The organism is Solibacillus isronensis (assembly GCF_023715405.1).
In the GTDB taxonomy this organism is placed as follows: domain Bacteria; phylum Bacillota; class Bacilli; order Bacillales_A; family Planococcaceae; genus Solibacillus; species Solibacillus isronensis_B.
The window spans coordinates 1,665,321-1,687,622 of record NZ_JAMBOC010000001.1 but is presented as its reverse complement, the minus strand read 5'-3'; the positions used below and the strand labels follow the sequence as shown (position 1 = coordinate 1,687,622).

The window sequence follows — 22,302 nt, the reverse complement described above, 5'->3', positions numbered from 1 at the left end:
TTTATGAAAAAATTAAAAGTTATGACAGTCGTAGGTACAAGACCGGAGATAATAAGATTATCAGCTGTTATTAATAAGTTAGAAGATTCCAATGCCATTGAACATACACTTGTTCATACAGGGCAAAATTATGATTATGAATTAAATGAAGTATTTTTTAAAGATTTTAATTTAAGAAAACCAGATTATTTTTTAAATGCAGCTACAGGAAATGCAGTAGAAACTATCGGTAATATCTTAGTTAAAATAGATCCAATTATGGAAGAAGTAAAACCAGATGCATTTTTAGTACTTGGAGATACTAATAGCTGTTTATGTGCTATTGCAGCAAAAAGAAGACATATTCCAATTTTTCATATGGAAGCAGGAAATAGATGCTTCGATCAAAGAGTACCAGAAGAGACCAACAGAAAGATTGTTGATCATACAGCAGATATTAATTTAACTTATAGTGATATTGCAAGGGAATATCTCCTGAAAGAAGGATTTCCATCAGATAGAATTATTAAAACAGGAAGCCCTATGTTTGAAGTCATTAACTCAAGAAAAGATGATATTGATACATCAGATGTATTAGAGAGACTAGGACTGGAGGCAGAAAATTATTTTGTAGTATCGGCCCATAGAGAAGAAAATATTAATTCAGAAACTAATTTCCTAGATTTAGTTGATAGTTTAAATGCTGTTGCTGAAAAATATAATATGCCTGTTATTATAAGTACTCACCCTAGAACTAAAAATATGATTAATGCTAAAGGGATTGAATTTAACTCATTAATCAAAACAATGAAACCTTTAGGGTTTAATGATTATGTGAAACTTCAAACTAAAGCTAAAGCGGTGCTTAGCGATAGTGGAACAATTAGTGAGGAATCTTCTATTCTTGGTTTTAAAGCATTAAATATTAGACAAGCTCATGAGAGACCGGAGGCAATGGAAGAGTCTTCTGTTATGATGGTAGGGCTTAACAAGGAAAGAATTTTACAAGGGCTAGAGATTCTAGAAACTCAAGAAAAAAGTACATTAAAACTTGTAAGAGATTATAGTATGCCTAATGTATCCGAAAAAGTACTTAGGATTATTTTATCTTATACAGACTATGTAAATAGAATTGTTTGGATGAAGTAAGGAGTTAGGCAACTGCATAAAATAATTAAACTATGAATTAGAATGTAATTAGGTCTGTTGATAGTTATTAGGAGTGTAATAAATGGCAGATTTAACAACAATAATTTTAACTTATAACGAAGAATTAAATATTGAAGAGTGTATAAAATCGGTTAATAACATATCAAAGCGTATTATCGTAATAGATAGTTTTAGCAATGATAGGACTGTGGAAATTGCTCGTAAATTGGGAGCAGAAGTAATCCAAAATAAATTTGTTAATCATGCTAAACAATTTAAATTCGGCCTAGATGCTTCTAATATTGATACTCAGTGGATTTTCAGAATTGATGCGGATGAGAGACTTACTAAAGAATCTGCAGAAGAAATTGATAGATTGTGTAATCAGAATAAAGACACGGATATTAATGGAATTATTATTAGACTCGAAGTTAACTTCTTAGGAAAGAAACTTAGACATGGTGGAATTTATCCTATTAAAGTTTTACGTGTATTTAAACATGGAATAGGAAATGTTGAAGCTAGAAATATGGATGAACATATTATTCTATCACATGGGAAAACTATGGAATTAAAAAATGACTCTCTACACAATGATTATAAGGATCTATCTTCTTGGATTGACAAACATAATAAATATTCTTCAAGGGAAATGATGGATTATTTTGAAAATCTTTCGAATACAGATAATGTTGAAAATTTAAATAAGAGTGCAAAAACAAAAAGAATTATTAAATTTAAAATATATTATAAATTACCTTTGGGACTACGTTCCTTAATTTATTTCATATATAGGTATTTCTTTAAGTTGGGATTCCTTGACGGGAAGGAAGGTTTAATATTTGCTGTATTACAAGCCTTTTGGTACCGCTTTTTAGTTGATTCAAAGATTTATGAAAAAAATAAAAAAATAGTAAGGACTAAAGAAAGAGTGGAGGGAGGAAAATGAAAAAAAAGGTACTTATTTTAGCGGGTTATTATACTCCAGGTATCAAAGCAGGTGGTCCTATACAGTCAATTAAAAATTTAGTAGACAATCTTTCTGATAGGGTTGATTTTAAAATTGTTGCTTTGGATAGGGATAAGGGAGATGAAAGTCCCTACCCCAATATTATTACTGATAAGTGGGTAGAAGTTGGAAATGCACAAGTATATTATGTTAATCAAGCTACTTTAAATTGGGGAAGAATCAGGCAATTAATCAACGAAGCTGACCATGATATTTTATACTTGAATAGTTTTTTTGATTATAAGTTATCAATAATCCCCATAATTTTAAGAAAAATAAATTTAATAAGACCTAAGCTAACAATCTTAGCACCTAGAGGAAATTTTTCTATAGGAGCCCTTGGATTGAAAAGTAAAAAAAAGAATCTATTAATAAAGGTCTCAAAAATATTGAATTTGCATAATGATGTTGTATGGCATGCAACAGCCCAAGAGGAACAAAAAGATATTGAGTTGATTTTTGGGGGAAAAGAGAATATCAGAGTAGCTAATAATTTAACTGCCAATTACAGTGAACTTGAATATGAAAAAGCAATAAAGAAAAATAATGGTGAACTAAGCATTGTATTTATCTCTAGAATACATCCAAAAAAAAATTTATTGAAAGCCATTGAGTATCTCAATCATATTAATGGAACTGTTTATTTTAATATTTATGGACCTATAGAGGATAAAGAATATTGGGCAAAATGCAACGAAAAAATAGGAGAATTACCAAAAAATATAACAGTCTCATATAAAGGACCTATTGACCACGATAAAGTAATTGAGATTTTTAAAAAACACCATGTTTTTCTTTTTCCTACATTAGGAGAGAATTATGGACATGTTATTTCAGAAGCATTAATTGGTGGTTCACCTGTAATAATAAGTGATCAAACACCGTGGAGAGAACTAGAAACGTTTCAAGTTGGTTGGGATATTAAACTTAATGATGAAGAAAAATTTATTGAAGTGTTACAGAGATGTGTTAATTTGACCCAATATGAATATGAATTATTATCGAGGCAATCATTTAAATATGGGAAAGAAACTGCCAATAATGAAAAAGGTAAAGAATATACATTTAAACTTTTCGAGGACCTTTAAAAATCAAGTTAGAAGTTGTAGGTGAGGGAAATGAAAATTTTGTTCGTAGCTGAGCATCTTTCGTATGGAGGAGCGCCAAGGAGATTTATTGATTTAGCCAATGCAATGGTAGACAGGGGTATAGATACAACAATATTTGTATTTAATGGAAGTATAGAGATAAAAGATAAGGTGAATAGTGCTATAAAGTGTATTGAAAGAAAAAGTATAAAGCCCCCTAATAGTTGGTTGTCTAGAAATATATTCTATCGATTAAAATGTATCCAAATAATCAATAATTATCTGAAAATCAATAAATATGATATTGTAGTTTCCTTTAATGATATGGTTAATATCAGTGTGTTGTTAAGTAAAAATGCAAGAAAAAGTAAAATTGTTATTTCTGAACGAAGCGACCCTAACTATAACAAAAAAATACTTCAGATAGTAAAAAAAATAATATATCAAAATGCAAAGGGAATAGTTTTTCAAACCAAGGGAGCACAGGAATTTTTTGGATCAAAAGTCAAGGTGAAAAGCGTAGTTATCCCAAACCCAATTCCAAGTAATGTAACATTTGAACCTTATACTGGTGAACCTGAGAAAATAATAGTAAATGTTGCAAGGCTTTGGTTGTTTCAAAAAAGACAAGATGTATTAATAAAGGCGTTTAAAGTATTCTCACAAAAGCATCCAGATTATAAATTAGTTTTATATGGGGATGGACCAGATGAACTTGTTATTAAGCAGTTAGTTAAAGATTTGAAACTAGAATCAAAAGTGGTTTTTGCTGGAGTAACATCTAATGTTATTGAGGCAATAAAGAAAGCAAGATTATTTGTATTAACATCAGATTTTGAAGGAATCCCCAATGCGCTGATTGAGGCAATGGCAATTGGGTTACCAGTTATATCAACTGATTGCAGTCCAGGTGGGTCTAGATTGCTTATCAAATCTAAAGAAAACGGAATTTTGATAAAGTGTGGGGATATTAATGAGTTATTAAATGCAATGGAGGATATGGTAAGTGATCCTGATAAATCCTATTCAATGGGACATAAAGCTAGAGATGTTGTTAACTTACTTGATGAGAAAAGAATTTATGATATATGGCTAAATTATTTCTATGACGTAGCAAATAACTAAGTACTTGGAGCTTTTTGAATTTTTGAATTTGGTAAAGAAAATAACTTATAAATTTCTTGCTAATAATTAAAAGTGTTGATATATAATAGTTCGTTAGCATTTTAAGATTGTTATTCATAATTTCAGATTAAATTTAGTAGTGAACAGGGAGATTATTTATGTATAACCATGCAAATACTATAAAAAATATAAAGGCTCAACCAATGAATAATTCTTATCTGATATATTTACTAGAAGTCACTGTTTACATTTTATTCTTTTTTATAGCAATATTGTATGGCATGACACCTCTATATTCAATTTATGTTGTTTGCGTAGGATGGACTTCAATTAGAATAGCAAATATCTTATTAAATAAAGTTAAATTGAGTCAAAAGGTTAGTATGTTTCTTTTGTTAGGTCTGATGATAAGAATGCTATTTGTTCTGTTTAACTATCAATGGAGTATAACAACAGGTTCAATAGATAATCCAAATTTATCAATGGTAGACTCTAAAATCTTTCATACTAGTGCTTTACTAATAAGCACTACGGAAAGTAATATATTGGGATTCATTAGTGTTTTAGGATACCCTCTTATTTTGTCATTATTTTACCAAATATTTTCCCCAAATATATTAGTAGGCATGCTACTAAATCTTTTGGTTGGAATTACAAACATTGCTCTTATAGGTATTATAGGCTTTTTATTATTTGGAAAAAGACAAGTAGCGGGTTATTCTATATTGTTTGCTTCAGTTTCTCCAATTTTATTTTCTTTTGACGCCGTCATATCAAAAGACCCAATTATTGTTACTGGAGTAGCATTGACAGTTATAAGTATGCTTGGGTTTTCTAAGGGGCTATTTAATAATTCTTTTAGCTTTGGTCTATTGATTATAGGATTTATAATTTTATCAACATTTAGACCAATATTGTTGCTAGTTCCTTTGGCTTTATTTATTATAGTTCAATCAAAAATGTCAGGAAGCAAAAAAGTAATTTCTACTATACTCGTATTAATGTCCTTTTCCGTAGGATTCTATCTCGCAAATAGATTCACTAGAGAAGGTATAAATTTAAGTTCTTATGCTACTATGGAGCAAAATAAAGATTGGGAAAATCAAGGTATCATGTCATACTTCGATGGGTTTGCTTCATGGCCAATTTATTTAAGGAGTTTTGTCTCACCAATTTTTGCTGGAATTCAATATTTATTACCGATTGGATTTTGGAACTTAAATTTTGACGTGCCTTATGATTTTGGGAGAAGGGTAGGAAATATAATTTGGCTTTTAGGCATTGGGCCAATCTGGATATTCTCGATAATTTCCTTTAAAAAGCTGGATCATATTCAAAAGTCTTTCTTATTTATAGGCTTATTTTTATATTTTGTGTTAGCTACGATAACGGCTGGGGCTCAATCTAGGTATGTTGCCTCAATTATGCCATTAATTATTCCTTGTGCTGCTGGAATTTTTTCTATTATTCAAACTAATAATAGAGTACGTAAAAGGTGGCATGGATTTTATTTATTTTACATTTTAATTGGAATTATCTCTGTTTGTTTATACGCTTTGATCAAATTATAACTTGAATTTAAAATCAGTATTTGCAAAGTGAATATTGGGGAAAATAAATTTGGATTAGAGTTCATATAACTATTGGGAACTTCCTTTTTCTAGAATAAGGTGGTGCAAAAACTTATGAATATAAAAAATATTATAAAGAAAAATGAGAATTTTACTTCATTTTATAGAAATATAAGGTACTTTTACCTTAAAAGCTTTGTGTCAGATGAACGACTAATTAGAAAACAGTTTAGGAAAATAGTGGGTAGAGAACTTGATTTAAATAATCCAGTCTATTTCAATGATAAATTACAATGGCTTAAAGTGAATTGGTATGACCCAATTGCTACTATGTGTGCAGATAAATTTGAAGTGAGAAATTTTGTTAAAGAGCAGATTGGTGAAAAGTACTTAAACGAACTCTATGCCGTTTATGATTCAGTAGATGAGATAGATATTAAGAAACTGCCCGATTCATTTGTTTTAAAAGGCACTCATGGTTCTGGTTCTAATCTTATTTGTAAAGATAAGAACAGTATTGATTGGAACAAACAAGTTAAAATTATGAAAGGATGGCTCAATAAGAACTTATACTGGTATTATCGTGAATGGGTCTATAAAGATATTAAGCCAAGAATAGTTTGTGAGAAATATATGTCAGAAGGTCTCGGAACTAATTCACTTACTGATTATAAGTTTTTTTGTTTTAATGGTGAAGTGAAATATTGCCAAGTAATTAGGGGTAGAGGAATAAATGAAACTATCGACTTTTATGATATTGACTGGAATCACATGCCATTTACAGGACTAAGGCCGTTACCAAATTCAAAAGAGACCTACTTAAAACCTAAAAAATATAATGAAATGTTAGACCTAGCCAAAAAGCTATCAGAGTCTTTTCCTTTTGTAAGGGTTGATTTCTATTATGTAAATGAAGAAATTATATTTGGAGAGTTGACCTTCTTTCCCAGAAGCGGTTATGGAAGTTTCTATCCGACTGAATGGGATAAGAAGATAGGAGATTTATTAACACTCAATAAATAATAATAGGATAGATTCAAATTCCAAACAATATTTAGATGAAACGAATTATGATAATTATGAGTAACAGAATATTTTATGTATCTAAGAAGGGGATTAGTAAACAAGATTTTTTCTACACTTATAGTTTAATGTGTACCCACTGAAAATTTTTGTTTGCTAGTTTTTCTAAAGGTGAATTTAAAGTGGAAGAAAATAATTTTCAAAAAAAAATTATTAATGCGACAAAATGGTCTACAATTACTCAGATCGCTGCAAAAATTATTAATCCTCTTACTAATATGATATTAGCTAGGATACTTGCTCCAGAAGCATTTGGGGTAGTTGCCACTATAATAATGATTACTAGTTTTGCTGAGATGTTTACTGATGCAGGATTTCAGAAATACCTGGTTCAACACGAGTTCAAGGATGAAGAAGAAAAGAATAAAAATGCTAATGTGGCATTTTTAACTAACTTAGCAATATCCATCTTTTTATGGGGATTAATAATTCTTTTTAGTGAGCATATCGCTGCAATAGTAGGAAATCCAGGTCTGGGAAATGTAGTTGCAATAGCCTGTATCCAATTGCCACTTACAGCTTTTTCAAGCATACAAATGGCTTTATATAGAAGAAACTTTGATTTTAAAACACTATTCACTGTCAGAATCGTTTCCATTTGTCTTCCGTTTGTGGTAACTATCCCGCTAGCTTTTGTAGGTATGAATTATTGGGCGTTAATTATTGGCAATATAGTAATGCAACTTTCAAATGCAGTAATATTAACAATTAAGTCAAAGTGGAAACCAAGTTGGTTTTATAAGGTTAGTATTTTAAAAAAGATGCTGTCGTTTAGTATTTGGTCATTAGCTGAAGCAATTGCAATATGGTTAACTGCATGGATTGATGTATTTATAATTAGTACCTTTTTGACTGAATATTATATAGGTTTATATAAAACATCAATTACAATGGTTAATGGTTTAATGACGTTATTTACAGCTTCAATAATGCCAATTTTATTTGCAGCGTTATCAAGGCTTCAGAACAATGATATTGCATTTAAACAAGTATATTATAAATATCAGAGGGTTATGGCTTACTTTGTTTTACCAATAGGTATAGGATTGTTTTTATTTAGCGATCTTGCAACTCAAATTATGCTGGGGAGCCAATGGACCGAGGCAAGTAGTATAATAGGAATATGGTCATTGACTTCTGCATTTTTAATAATTACATCATATTTCAATGGTGAGGTATACAGATCAAAAGGAAGACCTAAATTGTCATTTATATCTCAAATGATACATCTTGCTTTTATTATTCCTACTTGTCTAGTTAGTATACAGTACGGATTTTTGGCTTTAGTTTTCTCCCGGGCATTAATAAGATTTCAAGGTATGATAACTAGTTTTATAATTATGAAATTTTTTATGAATTTTTCGGTTTTTGATACAATTAAAAATGTTTCCAAACCATTAATTTTTACATTTATGATGACCCTTGTTGCATTACTATTAAAACAGTTATCAAGCACAATGTTATGGGATTTTGTAACAATAATCTTTTGTGCTTTAATATATACTGGTATTGTATTGATATTTGCAAAAGATGATGTAAAAATGGTGAAAAATATAATAAAAAGAAATTGATACTAATAATATATGTATTTAACTATAGTTGTAGATAACTAAATATTATATGATTGGAGAAACAGTATGCAAGATGAAAAAACTGATATAAGTTTGAAAAATAATGTAGTAAGGATTCTATGGACTGGTGGATGGGATTCAACTTATAGAATTGTAGAACTTTCAAGACAATTATGTACCGTACAACCTATTTATGTATATGGTGATGGGAGGCATAGTGAACAATTTGAGATAAAAGCTATGAGGAAAATCTTGTTGGAACTAAGTAGAAGAAAAGAAACGAGAGCAACTATTTTACCTATTGAATTTATAGATAAAAAATCGATTCCCTCAAATCAAGAAGTTACTAAAGCATTTGAACAAATTGCTAATACAACTAGATTGGGTACTCAACATGAATGGTTAGCCCGTCTTGCATTATTAAACCCTGGCCTAGAATTGGGGACAGAATCAGCACCATTGGAAGTTAGTAATATTTTAACGGCGATTAATAAATATGGGAAACTAAAAAAGGATGAAAACGGAGATGGTTTTATTCTTGATTCTAGTAGAAGTAATAAAGAAGTAATGCTAGTACTTGGAAATTTTAAATTCCCGATTATTAATAAAGCAGGTCATGATATGAAAAGTAATATTCAAAAATGGGGTTATGAGGATATAATGAAAAATGTCTGGGTATGTCATGCTCCTATATTTGGAAAACCATGCGGATTTTGTCATCCTTGTGAATTAAAAATCGAAACAGGTATGGATTTTCTACTAACAAAATCTGCATTAAAAAGGTATGCTAGACGAAATAAAAAAATATTTATTTTAAATAAGATTGAAAGAAGAATTAGTAAAGCGGCTGAAAAAGTAATCCCTAATTCCCGAAATATTTAAGAATGGAAATAATGGGAAGTTTTAGTTAAATTTAGAAAAATTATAATATAATATAAAAACTTTTAGTATTTAACTAGCAAAATAATAGTTTTTAGTCATTTCTCTTAAGATGGTCTATTTCAATTTTATAATATTTGGGGGCTTTTTTATGTACAAAATAGCAGTAGCAGGGACAGGTTATGTAGGATTAGTAGCTGGTGTGTGTTTTGCCGAAGTAGGTCATCAAGTGACCTGTGTTGATATAGACGAGAAAAAAGTAGAAATAATGAAATCAGGCGTTTCTCCAATCTATGAAGATGGCTTGGAGGATTTGATGAAAAAGAATTATGAAGCTGGAAGATTGGATTATACAACAAATTATCAATCTGCCTATAGAGACGCTGATGCTATTTTTATAGGTGTTGGTACTCCAGAGCAATCTGATGGATCTGCAAATCTATCATATATCGCAACTGTTGCAAGACAAATTGCTGAATCAGTAGAAAAAGATTGCCTAATTGTTGTAAAATCAACAGTTCCTATTGGAACTAATGATAAGGTGGAACAATTTATTCAGGACTTTTTAGTAAAAGATGTGAAAGTAGAAGTTGCATCAAACCCGGAATTTTTAGCGCAAGGATCCGCAGTCCATGATACACTTCATGCTGAAAGAATCGTTATTGGAACAGAAACTAAATGGGCTGAAGAATTACTTACGAAAATCTATGAGCCATTCAATTTACCGATTGTATCAGTAAATAGAAAATCGGCAGAAATGATCAAATATGCGTCTAATGACTTCCTTGCTCTTAAAATCTCTTATATGAACGACATAGCTAATCTTTGTGAATTAGTTGGAGCAGATATACAGGATGTTGCAAAAGGGATGAGTTATGATCAACGTATTGGAAATAAGTTCTTAAATGCAGGTATCGGCTTTGGAGGCTCATGTTTCCCTAAAGATACAAAAGCGCTTGAGCATATTGCGAAACAGAACGGTTATGAGCTCAAAACGGTTATAGCTGCTATTGATGTGAATAACAAGCAAAAAACAATTCTCTATAAAAAAGCTAGTAAAAGACTCATTACATTCAATGGTCTTAAAGTGGCTGTATTAGGCTTGACCTTTAAACCAGGAACAGATGATTTGAGAGAAGCGCCATCACTTGAAAACATACCATTATTATTGGAACAAGGCGCAGATATTTATGCATTTGATCCTGTTGGAGCAGAAAACTTTGCTAAAGTTCATCCGGAAGGGAAGAATGGCAAGGGCAATATTACTTATGTTTCCAATATTGAGGCTGCTTTAGAAGATGCGAATATTTGCTTTATCTTTACTGAATGGGGAGAAGTAAAAGCTTTAACTCCTGAAAATTATAAAAAGCTAATGAGAACTCCTTTAGTATATGACGGCCGAAATATTTATCGTGTTGAAGAGATGCAAAAAGCAGGAGTAGAGTATCACTCAATCGGGAGAAAATCTGCAACTAGTGAAGCTGGTAAGGAGTCGAGGAATATTGAATTACAAAAATCTTGATTCTAGTAAAATATATTTGATTACAGGTGCAGCTGGATTTATCGGATACTACTTATCTAAAAAATTACTGGAGCAGGACTGCCAAGTTATCGGTATAGATAATGTAAATGATTATTATGATGTGAATCTAAAACATATTCGTTTAGGAAATCTGAAACCTTATGAAAAATTTACTTTTATTAAAGGTGACATATCCGATAAGGGTTTGATTATGAAAACCTTTAAGGAGTACAAGCCAAATATTGTAGTAAATTTAGCTGCTCAAGCAGGAGTAAGGTATTCAATAGAGAATCCGGATGTCTATATTCAAAGTAATATCATAGGCTTTTATAATATCCTAGAGGCGTGCAGATTTTATCCAGTGGATCATCTTGTCTATGCATCATCCAGTTCAGTATATGGAGCCAATAAAAAAGTTCCGTTTGAAGAAACAGATTTTGTGGACACTCCCGTTTCATTGTATGCGTCAACTAAAAAATCAAATGAATTAATGGCATATACATATAGCCATCTTTATAAAATTCCATCTACAGGGCTTCGTTTCTTTACAGTTTACGGTCCAATGGGTAGACCCGATATGGCTTACTTTGGATTTGCAGATAAGTATTTTAATGGTGAGCCAATTAAAATTTTCAATAATGGCGATTTTGAAAATGATCTTTACCGTGATTTTACGTATATTGATGACATCGTTGAGGGAATTGAACGATTATTAAGTAATCCGCCTCAAAGTGAAGTTCAACATAAGGTTTTTAATATCGGAAATAATAGTCCTGAAAAATTAATGGTTTTTATTAAAACACTTGAGAAAGCGTTAAGTAATGCATTAGGAAAAGAAGTGCAATTCGAAAAGGTATTCGAACCTATTAAGCCAGGTGACGTCCCCGCTACATATGCTTCTACTGATGAATTGCAGAAAGCTGTAGGTTTTAAACCGGAAACTTCAATCGAAGATGGACTGCAAAAGTTCGCTGATTGGTATGTGGATTATTATAATTTAAAGGACTAAATACAAATTACCCGCTAGCCTTAACGGGCTTGGCGGGCTTATTTGTTGTACTTTTTAAATTTTTCTACACCAAGGGGATTTAGTTGGCAACACCAGGATGAAATTACCCAATAACGCAGGAATAAAATACCTCATTTCTGTTTGCAGGTTGCAGCTGCATGTTATCTGTATAAAGATAATTTTTATTAAGGCAATGCCTTTAATATAAATTTCTCTGCAGTAAATAAAGCTTGTTCTCTAGTAGAGAAGATTCCTGTTGCCCCATTAATTATTTGATCTTCAATCTCAATAGTATATTCTGCTGAATATTGCTGATCCATAAATTTCTTTAAAGTAATGGAGATTATTAAATCCTCGTAATTAAAAACTTCAACACTATAGACTTCGGCTTCAAATGTACCTAATTCATAAATAATTGATTTTTCTAACCCTATCAAGTAAATTCCTCCATTCATTTGTATTATATTCAATTATACGAAGAAATTTTAAGTAATCCTACCATCTGTTTTTGATAATTTATGCGTCAAAAATACTTTTTTAGGCTATTTGTAGGGGAAACTTATTAATTTTGATTCTAATTTATACTGTAACCCTTCTCTCACTGTTCTCTACAACAATCTCCCCAATATAATAAGGAAATTCCTTAACTCGCTCCTTTAACATAAATAGATAGATTTCCTCATTTGTTTCGTTATGTAGGATACTCGTGTATTTATGTTGATTATAAATGCTGTGCCATTTTGTAGGTTTAGAGCCATAAATATTGGAGTGCAGCATTTGTGCATCGTATGGTGTTCTTGCAAAATATAGGGCATACTTAGCATCTGAAATGCTTGTTGCATAGAGTTTAATCCGATTGATGCCGAGTACATCACGCTCATTCATTGCGTTGATTTCAGCGATTTCTTCATCAGTAAAAGGTACATCGTAAATACGCTTTGGGTCATCTTCCTTTTGCAAATAGCCTTTCTTTAAAGCAAGGTATATCCAGTAAGCGCCAAAGTTTTCTTCATGTTTGATCATTTCTAATAGAAGGTTATAGACACTCATTTTAGGCATTCACTTCGCTCCTTGTCCAAATATGTCCTGTTTTTTTGTTATAGATGGCTTTCGCTGTGTCAGTCGGCCCATTGCGGTTTTTCGCAACGATGAATTCCAGTAAATCAGGGGCATCGGTCTTTTCTGTTTCATAATACGAGTTGCGATATAGTAAAATAATGACGTCCGCATCTTGTTCAATAGAGCCGGAATCACGTAAGTCACTCATTACTGGTCGCTTATTACTGCGGGTTTCAACATTGCGGTTGAGCTGTGATAGGCAAATGACCGGACAGTTAAACTCTTTAGCCATTTGCTTTAGGGCGCGGCTGATTTTGCCCATCGCCATCGCCGGATAATCGTGGTCACCATCCGTCTGAATAATTTGTAAGTAATCAATTAAAATGACGGGTGTCTTGTTTGGGTTTTGCCGGATGATACGGCGAGACTGACTACGGATTTGCGGCATCGTTAAGCTGCTGCGATCATCAATATGGATACTCGACTTATTAACATTCTCTAATACATGCAACCACTTATTTTTCTGGTCCTCCGAAAAATATTGTTTTGGGTTGCGCATCTTTAGCCGAGAATAGGGACCTGATGTTGCAATAAGCCGATTCAGTAAAATGGTTTTACTCATCTCCAATGAAAAGATGATCGGTAAATGTCCTTGCCAGCCAGCTTGTAGGGCGATATTGTTCATGACATCAGTTTTTCCCATTGAAGGCCGGGCTGCTATAATCGTCAATTCGCCTGGTCGAAATCCATCGATTATGGAAGCAAGACTCTGGATGTGGGGGACGATGAGCCCGGGAGTCTCGACGTCCTCCCAAGGGCGGTTATGCATTCCGACCAAATCTTGGGTGATGGATGTATCCACCTGATTGCCTTCTAGCTGTGTATAATCAAGCCGTTCAATAATTTGAGAAATCGCCCAATCACCTTCCGCAGCCTGAAATAATATTTGGGCTTTTTGTCGTTCACGCCAGATTTCTCGTAACAGTCGGGCATACTCATCAAATTTTTCCGCATTGGCACACATCATGAGCTCCGTAACATAGGACAGGCCGATTGTTTCCATCTGTTCAAATCGTGCGCTCAGTGTCAGATAATCGACCGGGTGTCCTTCTGCTACGAGTTGCTGCATCAGCATAAAAAGCTGTCGGTGGTGTTGTCCGTAAAACATCTCCGGCTTCAGCTGACTATCCATAATCAAATAGTTTTCCTCGAGCATTGTTGCTAAAATACTCTGCTCCAGAAATTCCTTTTTAATCAATAGCATTCACCTTCATCAAAATCGAGTACGACTGGTTCAAAATCGAAGTTGTTTTCTTGCTGTCTTGTAAGTGCATCGTTTAAATAGCTTTCAAAATTCCCAGGTCGAAATAATGTGATCGGTCTTAAATATTTGTTCATCTGCGGATCGTTCTTCCAGTTTCTCACCTGTTCATCAATAACTAAATAGCAATCTTCAACTGTGTAGCCTTCCTTTAAAATAGCCTGGATAAGTCGGATATTTGTTTTCGAACTACCATTAAAATTCTTTTTGGCTTTTTCATTTAAGTAGTGAATGATGTTTGCAATCTCCACGTTGTGATCGGCATTTGGTTTCTTTATTTTCTTCTCGGGCAATTTTGGTTCTCCAGGAAACAGCTCACCTTGATTATAAATTTCCGTTTGAAGTAGTTCGTTGAGTTTTTCGTAATTAATCCGGTACCATTTCGTACGGTCTGTATAGAAGCGGTTAAATCTGTTGGATGAAACAATAATATGATAGTTTTCCAACTTTCTTAACAGTCTTCTGACTTTCGGAACGTTCCAAAAGAAGCATTGCTTCGACCAATCTTCGTATGTTTGGCAATACCAAATGTATCCCTCTTTACTAACCCCTTCTGTTTCTAATCGATAACTCAGGTGCTGAAGCAATAACGCTTCCTGAATACCGATTCGAGCTGACAAGCTCGGTGATACAAGTAAGTGCTCTTCGTTCACTAATAATTTCATGTCCTAACCTCCAATTTTTTTTTACTGTCTTGCCCTATATATGGCCTTCGAAATCAAAAAAAGGGACACGATATGTAAAATAATATTTTTCGTTGGAACAATGCTAAGGAGCATAAAGAAAAAAATCATACGGTTGCGTTTTAACGCAACAATATAAATCTTTTTAAATTCTTTTAAAAGATTTTAAGATCTTAAAGATCTTTTATTGAGGAGACTTTCTTGGGCAGGGGGATGTGATAAAATTGAATTACGAGAAGTAACTTGAGCGGCAGAAGAGAGAGAAATTATTTTAACGTGTGAACATCCAAAAATAGCTCAGAATAGTTTGTTGAAAAGTTAGGAGATTTTCTATTTTGCGATAACAAATTATAGAATAAAAAATTTTAGAATTCCCCTTCAATAATGAAGAGTGTAGATAAACTCATTTGAAAATGACTAAAAAACATGTGATAAATTTAGAGATATTTGTTTTTGGTTAGAAATAAAGTCATAAATTGTAGTAGATTGTCGAAATGATTATCTAACATAACTGAGGGTTTCCCTAGTATGTGGGTACTATTTACCGTATAATAGAGTGATATTAGTAGAGAAGAAATTATTCATGTAATTAGTACCAACAAAATCGAATGGAGGAATATTATTGCAGCTACAGTTATTAAAAACACATATTTTAAACTATGATTTAACAAACATTGACTGGCAGCACTATACAAAAAAAGTGGAAGTACTCCATGATTACTTACATCGTACGGATCATAATACTACCGGCTGGATGGATTCACCACTTGAAGATCAGAATGCACTTTTTGCGCAGATTCATGAAGTTGCGACAGAAATAAAATTAAAGGCGGACATCCTTATAGTTGTGGGAATCGGCGGATCATATCTCGGTGCGCGCGCAGTACAAAATGCGTTAACTCCCCATTTCATTGAACGAAAATCCGGCATTGAAGTCGTATATGTCGGTCAAAATATGAGCGGTGCATATGTACAAGGGTTAATCGATTATATAAAAGATAAGCGTGTCTATGTCAATGTGATTTCAAAATCAGGCGGTACGATGGAGCCTGCATTAGCGTTCCGTGTTTTCCGTCAATATATGGAGGATAAATACGGTGTAGAAGCAAAGAACCGTATTATCGTAACTACCGATGCAGAGACAGGTATTTTACGTGATATTGCAAATAGCTCTGGATACCGTCAATTTGAAATTCCCGCCAATGTTGGTGGACGCTACTCGGTTCTAACGCCTGTAGGATTATTACCACTTGCTGTTGCTGGCATTGATATTGACGCATTAATGATTGGTGCAAAATCTGCTGCAACTGAATTTTCAGCCTCTCATTTGGAAGATAATGAGGCTTATCGTTATGCCGTATTACGTCATGCATTGCATACACAAGGTTATAAAGTTGAATTGCTCGCTTCCTTTGAGCCTGCCTTGAAACGTTTCCATGAATGGTGGATGCAGCTTTTTGGCGAGAGTGAAGGGAAAGAGGCGAAAGGTCTATTCCCGACATCGGCTAATTTTTCGACAGATCTGCATTCAATCGGTCAATTTATTCAGGAAGGTAGTCCGATATTATTTGAGACATTGCTTCACTTTAAAGAAATTAATGTGGATTATAAAGTACCGTTTGATCCTCGTGATGAAGATGGATTAAATTATTTAGCTGGTCACACTTTTAATGAAATCAACGCAGTTTCCAAAGAAGGGACAGCGCTTGCCCACTCGGAAGGCGGCGTGCCTGTCATTCAGTTGGAACTTGATAAATTAGATGAATTCCACCTTGGCTATTTAATTTATTTCTTTATGAAAGCTTGTGCGATGAGTGCACTTTTACTGGAAGTCAATCCGTTTGATCAACCAGGTGTAGAAGCTTATAAGAAAAAAATAATGGAACTTTTAAAGCAAGAGAAGGTGACAGAATGATTACAGTTAAAACTCAGCTTGAACAATGGGGAGCAGCAAATCTACCAAATTACTTAAAAAATGAATTGGATGAAATTCGTACTGATGAACGATTAGTAGAAGATCATTTCTATCAAAACGTAAAATTCGGTACGGGTGGGATGCGTGGTGTACTAGGTGTTGGTACAAATCGTATGAATATCTATACAGTGCGTCGTGCAGCAGCAGGTCTTGCGCAGTATGTATGTGAAGGCGGCGAAGAAGCGAAAACACGAGGTGTAGTAATCGCTTATGATACACGTCATTTTTCAAAAGAGTTCGCTGTTGAAACTGCGAAGGTGTTAGGAGCTTACGGTGTACATAGTTATGTGTTCAGTGAATCACGCCCGACGCCGGAGCTTTCGTTTGCAGTGCGTTATTTATACGCTTATGCGGGGGTTGTTATTACGGCAAGCCATAATCCGAAACAGTATAACGGATTTAAAGTATATGGTGCAGACGGAGCACAGCTTGTACCTGCTGGAGCAGATACCATTGTTTCTTATATGGATAAAATTGAAGATATTTTTGCGATTGAAACAGTGGAATTTGAACAGTATGGTCAATATATTTTAGAAAAGATTGATCAGGCTTATCAGTACAGTCTCCTTCACTTAAAAGAACAGCCTGTAAAAAGCAATATGAAGCTTGTTTACACACCACTTCACGGTGCAGGGTTAGTGCCTGTATGTGAAGGGTTAAAAGCATTTGGATTTAATGAAGTACATGTCGTTGAAGCACAGGCCATTCAAGATGGTGCGTTTCCGACTGTTCCATATCCGAATCCGGAAGAAGCAGCCGCTTTTGAATTGGCGATGGAGCTAGGTCATAAAGTAGGTGCAGACTTACTGCTCGCAACTGATCCGGATGCCGACCGTCTAGGCGTAGCAGTTAGAAACGGTCAATCGTATGAACTATTAACTGGTAATCAGTTAGGGGCTTTACTGTTAAATTATATTTTACAGACAAAGCAAAGCAACGGAACGCTTCCTGAAAATGGGATTATGATTAAAACGATTGTCACATCGGAACTAGGTACGAAGATTGCTGCTCATTTTGGTGTAGAGACCGTTAATACCTTAACTGGTTTCAAATACATTGCTGAAAAAATCGCCGAATATGAACAGTCAGGTGTGTATAAGTATTTATTCGGCTATGAGGAAAGCTACGGCTATTTAATCGAACCATTCGTACGCGATAAAGACGCGGTGCAAGTGGCGTTAAAAATAGCGGAAATGGCAAGCTTCTACGAGTCAAAAGGCAAAACATTGCTTGATGCATTGGAAGTTGTGTATAAGCAGTTTGGCTATTACAAAGAAGCACTAATTTCAAAAGTATTCGAAGGTAAATCAGGACAGGAGGAAATGGCCGCACTGTTAGACGCGGTTCGCCAAAATCCGCCAGCTGAAATTGCAGGGAAAAAAGTTGTTCGATACGAGGATTATTTAACAGCGATAGCAACTGCGGTTACAGGTGACAAGCTACCAATCGATTTACCGAAAGAAAATGTACTGAAATTTATATTGGAAGACGAATCATGGATTGCCATCCGTCCATCCGGGACTGAGCCAAAATGTAAATACTATTTTGGTGTGATAGGAGAAAGTGCTAGTCAAGCATCAGAACGATTGGAGCAATTAAAATTGAGTTTTATATAAAAGATGAAAAGGTGTTTAGAATAAAATATTCTAAATGCCTTTTTGCATTTAATAGAAGAAATGAGGTTAGTATAAAAAATGGACACGTCTTAAGAGACACTTTAAGATTAAGATATCTAAAAAAGGACGTGGAACGATGAAAGAAAAACAAACTCGTAAGCGATTAGACGCACAAACAAAAGAATATATTTTAAAGTCTGTTTTAGAAGATGGCGCAAAAGTTTCGGATCTGGCATTTAAGTTTGAAATTGGGTCTTCAACTATTCATAAATGGATTAAAGATTATCGTGAATCGAAAAATCAGGATGTCACACGTTACTTTACTTCTAGCGAAGTAGATAAGTTGCAGGCAGCGTTTGATAAGAAGTTACGTGATTTGGAAGAAGAGAATGAAATTCTAAAAAAGGCTATGCACATCTTCGCGAAAAACCCCGAGTGATTTATGCATTCATTGAAAAGCATAAAAATGACTTTGGCATTGCGATGATGTGTAAAGTATTGATGGTTTCAAAAAGCGGTTATTATGACTGGCGTAAAAAACAGATACAGCCCTTATCGGAAAAAGAAGTAAGCGATACAGAAATTGCCCGTCAGATTCATCAATCCTATACGAGGAGTTTTGGTACATACGGTAGCCCTCGAATTGCGCAAGACTTAGCGAGTATAGGTTATGTCTGTTCGCAAAAGAAGATTGCGAATATGATGCGAAACCTTGGGTTAAGTGCCATAATCCCAAAGACTGTTCAACGAACAACGGATTCCAAACACCATCAATTTATTTATCCGAATCTAGTCAAACGTCAATTTCAAGTTAAAGAGAAAAATAAAGTATGGGTCGCAGATATAACTTATATTCGAACACTGGAGGGGTGGGTGTATCTTGCGTCAATCATGGATTTATATTCTCGTAAAATCGTCGGCTGGGCCATCGCAGATCATATGGAACAAACATTAGTAGATCAAGCCTTGAAGCATGCTTTAGCAGTTCGAAAACCCGAAAAAGGATTAGTTCATCATTCAGATCGAGGCGCACAATATTGTGCCACAAGCTATACAAGAACTTTAAAAGAACATGGGATTAAAATTAGCATGAATCGAAAAGGAGATCCCTATGACAATGCGTGTATTGAATCCTTCCACGCCACAATCAAAAAAGAATGGATTTATCGTCACCGTTTCCAATCCAAAAAAGAAGCAAGAAAGAGCGTGGAGTCATACATCGTAAACTTTTACAATGAACGACGACGACATTCAACAATCGGTTATTTATCACCAAACCAATTTGAGAGAAATCAACAGGAGTCTGTTTGTCAAAATGCCTCATAAAGTTCTCTTATAGGGTTTTCATCCCTCCATGCCCATGTCTGGGCATGGAGGGATGAAAAGCAGAGCAACCGAAGGGCGGTAGCAAAAAAAGTCTCTTAACGTTTGTCCGAAATATTGACGGAAGACCAGAAAAACTTGAATAGTAGGTATATATTAGATGTTTCGAGACTATACTATTAGAAAGATATTTATAGAATCTATTTTAATGCATCAAAATAGTTGAAAAGCAACAAATCGTCAATCAGCCTATCTACTACAAATTTTAGCAAACACATTTCACCTTTAAAACACTACCATTTGCTACTCTATTATTCACAGCTAAAACTTCACTAATTACCCTAATCCTAATCAATTAGTAATGTGAAAAAATAATAGAAGGAGCTGTGATTCATTTATGCAAATCCCATTACATGCAAAGCGCTATGCATTCACACAAGTCGTAAAGTTATCCCCAATTGCTGCAAGTAAATTATTATATTGGAACAGATTCAAAACCCGTTTAAACCTGGAAAATCCAAAAACCTTTAATGAAAAACTAATGTGGCTCAAACTATTTGAAGATGTTGAATTTAAAAGAAGATTTACAGATAAAGTAAAGGCGCGCGAATATATGATCACAGTCGGCTACAACTATTTACTGCCGCCGCTGATCGGTATTTTTGATGAAGTGGAAGATATTATTTTCGAGCAGTTGCCGAGAAAATTTGTTTTGAAATGTTCCCACGGTGATGGTATGACAATAGTTTGCGAGAATAAACGTGAAATGGATTACCGGGAAACAAGGCAGCAATTAGCGGAAATGATGGCAACGGATTATTCGCTTAAATATGCTGAGCCCCACTATACATCAATTGTTCCTAGAATTATTATTGAACGTTTTATTGAATCAACAACTGGCAATGATACACAAGAATACAACATTCATTGTTTCCATGGGGTGCCGAAGATTATCGAGACTACTTTCCACCGTTTTACACCGAAAGAGCAAACACTCATGTTAACACCGGATTGGTTTAATACGAATTATATAAAGAAAAAGTATCCGTTTGATGAAGGAAAAGTAAAGCCTGCGCAGCTTGAAGAACTGCTCGCCATTGCGAAAAAGCTGAGTAAGCCGTTTACGTATGTGCGAATCGATCTAAAGGTAGTAGATGAGAAAGTTTACTTTAACAACTTTACATTCACGCCGGACGCTTGTTTAAATAACCAAATTCAAGAAGATGACAGTCTGAAGCTTGGGCAATGGCTTGATTTGGATATTGAGAAGTCGAGGCATCCGGTTTCTGTAGCCCGTTCCAAATATTAATCACTTTTACTGTTTAGGAGGATTTCCATGATACCGATTGTGTCTATTATTGTGGCAACACATAATGTTGAATATTCGATTAGAGAATGTCTTAAAAGCCTGCAGCAGCAATCATTGAAAGATATCGAAGTGCTTATTATGAACAATGGTTCTTCTAAAGGAACGGCTCTTGTTTGTGAAGAATTCGTTAGTGAAGATGAACGTTTTAGTCTATTTAATGCGCAAAACCTTACGTTAAGTGAAGCGCGTAATTACGGAATGCAGGAAGCTACAGGTAAATATATTGCCTTTGTGGATGGACATGATTTTGTGGAAAGTACGATGTATGAAAAGCTCGTACAGCGAGCTGAGCAGAAACATGCGGATCTCGTACTGTGTGGCTATACGAAATACTGGCCGGAAACGGAGCGCAAAAAACAGGTGAAGGTCAATGAAGCACTGTTAACAAAACCGAACCCAGTAAATTATTATCTCACAAAGCACAATGAAGCGTATATCGTGCCGTGGAATAAACTGTTTTTACGTTCCATCATTATGGGGGAGCGATTATATTTTGATAATCATCCATTTTTTGAAGATGTTGGGTTCATCGCGCAATATTTATCTTTTGCGAAAAAGATTGCCATTGTAAATGAACCGCAGTATAACTTTGTACAATATGAGGATATGCTGATGAAAAACTATAGTCCATCGATTGCCCACTCACATGCACAAACGTATGCACAATTGAAGCAGTTTTTTGATAAAAGACAATACCGCAATGTGATTGAGGGGTTAAATTTACGATTATATATTCATCGTTATCATCATGTGTTGTTAACGACGTCAAACACAAGGCAAGTGAAATCGCTGGAGCGTCAAATTATCCGGGAAAGCAAAAACTTTTCTCAGCTCCCGTGGAATCTGCGCATGATGAAACCGTTAGTGAAAATGAGGGTCTATCCGACATTTTTCCGGTTGGTTCATAAAGTAAAGGCTTAAAAAGAGTAAATATACTCGTAACTGTAGAAGTAAAATTCGAAGCTTGATAA

The 22,302-nt window shown here is 34.2% G+C and carries 20 protein-coding genes; 16 read left to right on the top strand and 4 right to left on the bottom strand.

Annotation, left to right across the window (positions count from 1 at the left end):
* Nucleotides 1–3 precede the first annotated feature (3 nt).
* The 10 genes from wecB (at nt 4) to M3166_RS08585 (ending at nt 11,985) form a co-directional block, all read left to right on the top strand.
* Nucleotides 4–1,128: a non-hydrolyzing UDP-N-acetylglucosamine 2-epimerase gene (gene wecB, locus M3166_RS08630; protein WP_251689198.1), complete on the top strand. Its 1,125-nt coding sequence runs from the start codon at nt 4–6 to the stop codon at nt 1,126–1,128.
* An 82-nt stretch (nt 1,129–1,210) separates the two neighbouring features.
* Nucleotides 1,211–2,077, top strand: coding sequence for a glycosyltransferase family 2 protein (locus M3166_RS08625; RefSeq protein ID WP_251689197.1), 867 nt, complete (start codon nt 1,211–1,213; stop codon nt 2,075–2,077).
* Nucleotides 2,074–3,225: a glycosyltransferase gene (locus M3166_RS08620; protein WP_251689195.1), complete on the top strand. Its 1,152-nt coding sequence runs from the start codon at nt 2,074–2,076 to the stop codon at nt 3,223–3,225. Before M3166_RS08625 ends, M3166_RS08620 begins: the two co-directional genes overlap by 4 nt.
* Nucleotides 3,226–3,255: 30 nt before the next feature.
* On the top strand, nt 3,256–4,350 hold the full coding sequence (locus M3166_RS08615) for a glycosyltransferase (protein ID WP_251689193.1): 1,095 nt from the start codon (nt 3,256–3,258) through the stop codon (nt 4,348–4,350).
* 158 nt (nt 4,351–4,508) lie between these two features.
* Nucleotides 4,509–5,921, top strand: a complete 1,413-nt coding sequence (locus M3166_RS08610; protein WP_251689191.1) for a glycosyltransferase family 39 protein — start codon at nt 4,509–4,511, stop codon at nt 5,919–5,921.
* 114 nt (nt 5,922–6,035) lie between these two features.
* A complete protein-coding gene (locus M3166_RS08605) occupies nt 6,036–6,944 on the top strand; it encodes an ATP-grasp fold amidoligase family protein (protein WP_251689189.1) in 909 nt (302 codons plus the stop codon).
* A gap of 182 nt (nt 6,945–7,126) precedes the next feature.
* Nucleotides 7,127–8,575, top strand: a complete 1,449-nt coding sequence (locus M3166_RS08600; RefSeq protein WP_251689187.1) for a lipopolysaccharide biosynthesis protein — start codon at nt 7,127–7,129, stop codon at nt 8,573–8,575.
* A gap of 66 nt (nt 8,576–8,641) precedes the next feature.
* Entirely contained in the window at nt 8,642–9,457 is an 816-nt protein-coding gene (locus M3166_RS08595; protein ID WP_251689185.1) for a hypothetical protein, read from the top strand.
* Between the two features lie 148 nt (nt 9,458–9,605).
* On the top strand, nt 9,606–10,976 hold the full coding sequence (locus M3166_RS08590; protein ID WP_251689184.1) for a UDP-glucose dehydrogenase family protein: 1,371 nt from the start codon (nt 9,606–9,608) through the stop codon (nt 10,974–10,976).
* A complete protein-coding gene (locus M3166_RS08585; protein WP_251689182.1) occupies nt 10,957–11,985 on the top strand; it encodes a GDP-mannose 4,6-dehydratase in 1,029 nt (342 codons plus the stop codon). Before M3166_RS08590 ends, M3166_RS08585 begins: the two co-directional genes overlap by 20 nt.
* Nucleotides 11,986–12,170: 185 nt before the next feature.
* On the opposite strand, the gene M3166_RS08580 is transcribed toward M3166_RS08585, so the two are convergent.
* From M3166_RS08580 to M3166_RS08565, 4 genes are all read right to left on the bottom strand, one after another.
* On the bottom strand, nt 12,171–12,422 hold the full coding sequence (locus M3166_RS08580) for a hypothetical protein (protein ID WP_251689181.1): 252 nt from the start codon (nt 12,420–12,422) through the stop codon (nt 12,171–12,173).
* A 142-nt stretch (nt 12,423–12,564) separates the two neighbouring features.
* Nucleotides 12,565–13,044 carry a hypothetical protein gene (locus M3166_RS08575; RefSeq protein ID WP_251689179.1) on the bottom strand — a complete coding sequence of 160 codons (480 nt, stop codon included), beginning with the start codon at nt 13,042–13,044 and terminating at the stop codon, nt 12,565–12,567.
* Nucleotides 13,037–14,302 (bottom strand): replicative DNA helicase, encoded by a 1,266-nt coding sequence (locus tag M3166_RS08570; protein WP_251689178.1) that lies wholly within the window; start codon nt 14,300–14,302, stop codon nt 13,037–13,039. Before M3166_RS08570 ends, M3166_RS08575 begins: the two co-directional genes overlap by 8 nt.
* A complete protein-coding gene (locus tag M3166_RS08565) occupies nt 14,299–15,030 on the bottom strand; it encodes a conserved phage C-terminal domain-containing protein (RefSeq protein ID WP_251689176.1) in 732 nt (243 codons plus the stop codon). The genes M3166_RS08570 and M3166_RS08565 overlap by 4 nt, the downstream gene beginning before the upstream one ends.
* 640 nt (nt 15,031–15,670) lie before the next feature.
* On the opposite strand from M3166_RS08565, the gene M3166_RS08560 reads away from it, so the two are divergent.
* From M3166_RS08560 to M3166_RS08535, 6 genes are all read left to right on the top strand, one after another.
* Nucleotides 15,671–16,963 (top strand): glucose-6-phosphate isomerase, encoded by a 1,293-nt coding sequence (locus M3166_RS08560; protein ID WP_251689174.1) that lies wholly within the window; start codon nt 15,671–15,673, stop codon nt 16,961–16,963.
* A complete protein-coding gene (locus M3166_RS08555; RefSeq protein ID WP_251689172.1) occupies nt 16,960–18,639 on the top strand; it encodes a phospho-sugar mutase in 1,680 nt (559 codons plus the stop codon). Before M3166_RS08560 ends, M3166_RS08555 begins: the two co-directional genes overlap by 4 nt.
* Before the next feature lie 136 nt (nt 18,640–18,775).
* Nucleotides 18,776–19,078 (top strand): transposase, encoded by a 303-nt coding sequence (locus tag M3166_RS08550; RefSeq protein WP_014822792.1) that lies wholly within the window; start codon nt 18,776–18,778, stop codon nt 19,076–19,078.
* Complete coding sequence (locus M3166_RS08545; RefSeq protein ID WP_251689170.1) at nt 19,075–19,965, top strand: IS3 family transposase; 891 nt, start codon at nt 19,075–19,077, stop codon at nt 19,963–19,965. The genes M3166_RS08550 and M3166_RS08545 overlap by 4 nt, the downstream gene beginning before the upstream one ends.
* Nucleotides 19,966–20,359: 394 nt before the next feature.
* Nucleotides 20,360–21,271 carry an ATP-grasp fold amidoligase family protein gene (locus M3166_RS08540; protein ID WP_251689168.1) on the top strand — a complete coding sequence of 304 codons (912 nt, stop codon included), beginning with the start codon at nt 20,360–20,362 and terminating at the stop codon, nt 21,269–21,271.
* A 27-nt stretch (nt 21,272–21,298) separates the two neighbouring features.
* Nucleotides 21,299–22,252 (top strand): glycosyltransferase family 2 protein, encoded by a 954-nt coding sequence (locus M3166_RS08535; protein ID WP_251689166.1) that lies wholly within the window; start codon nt 21,299–21,301, stop codon nt 22,250–22,252.
* Nucleotides 22,253–22,302: the final 50 nt, after the last annotated feature.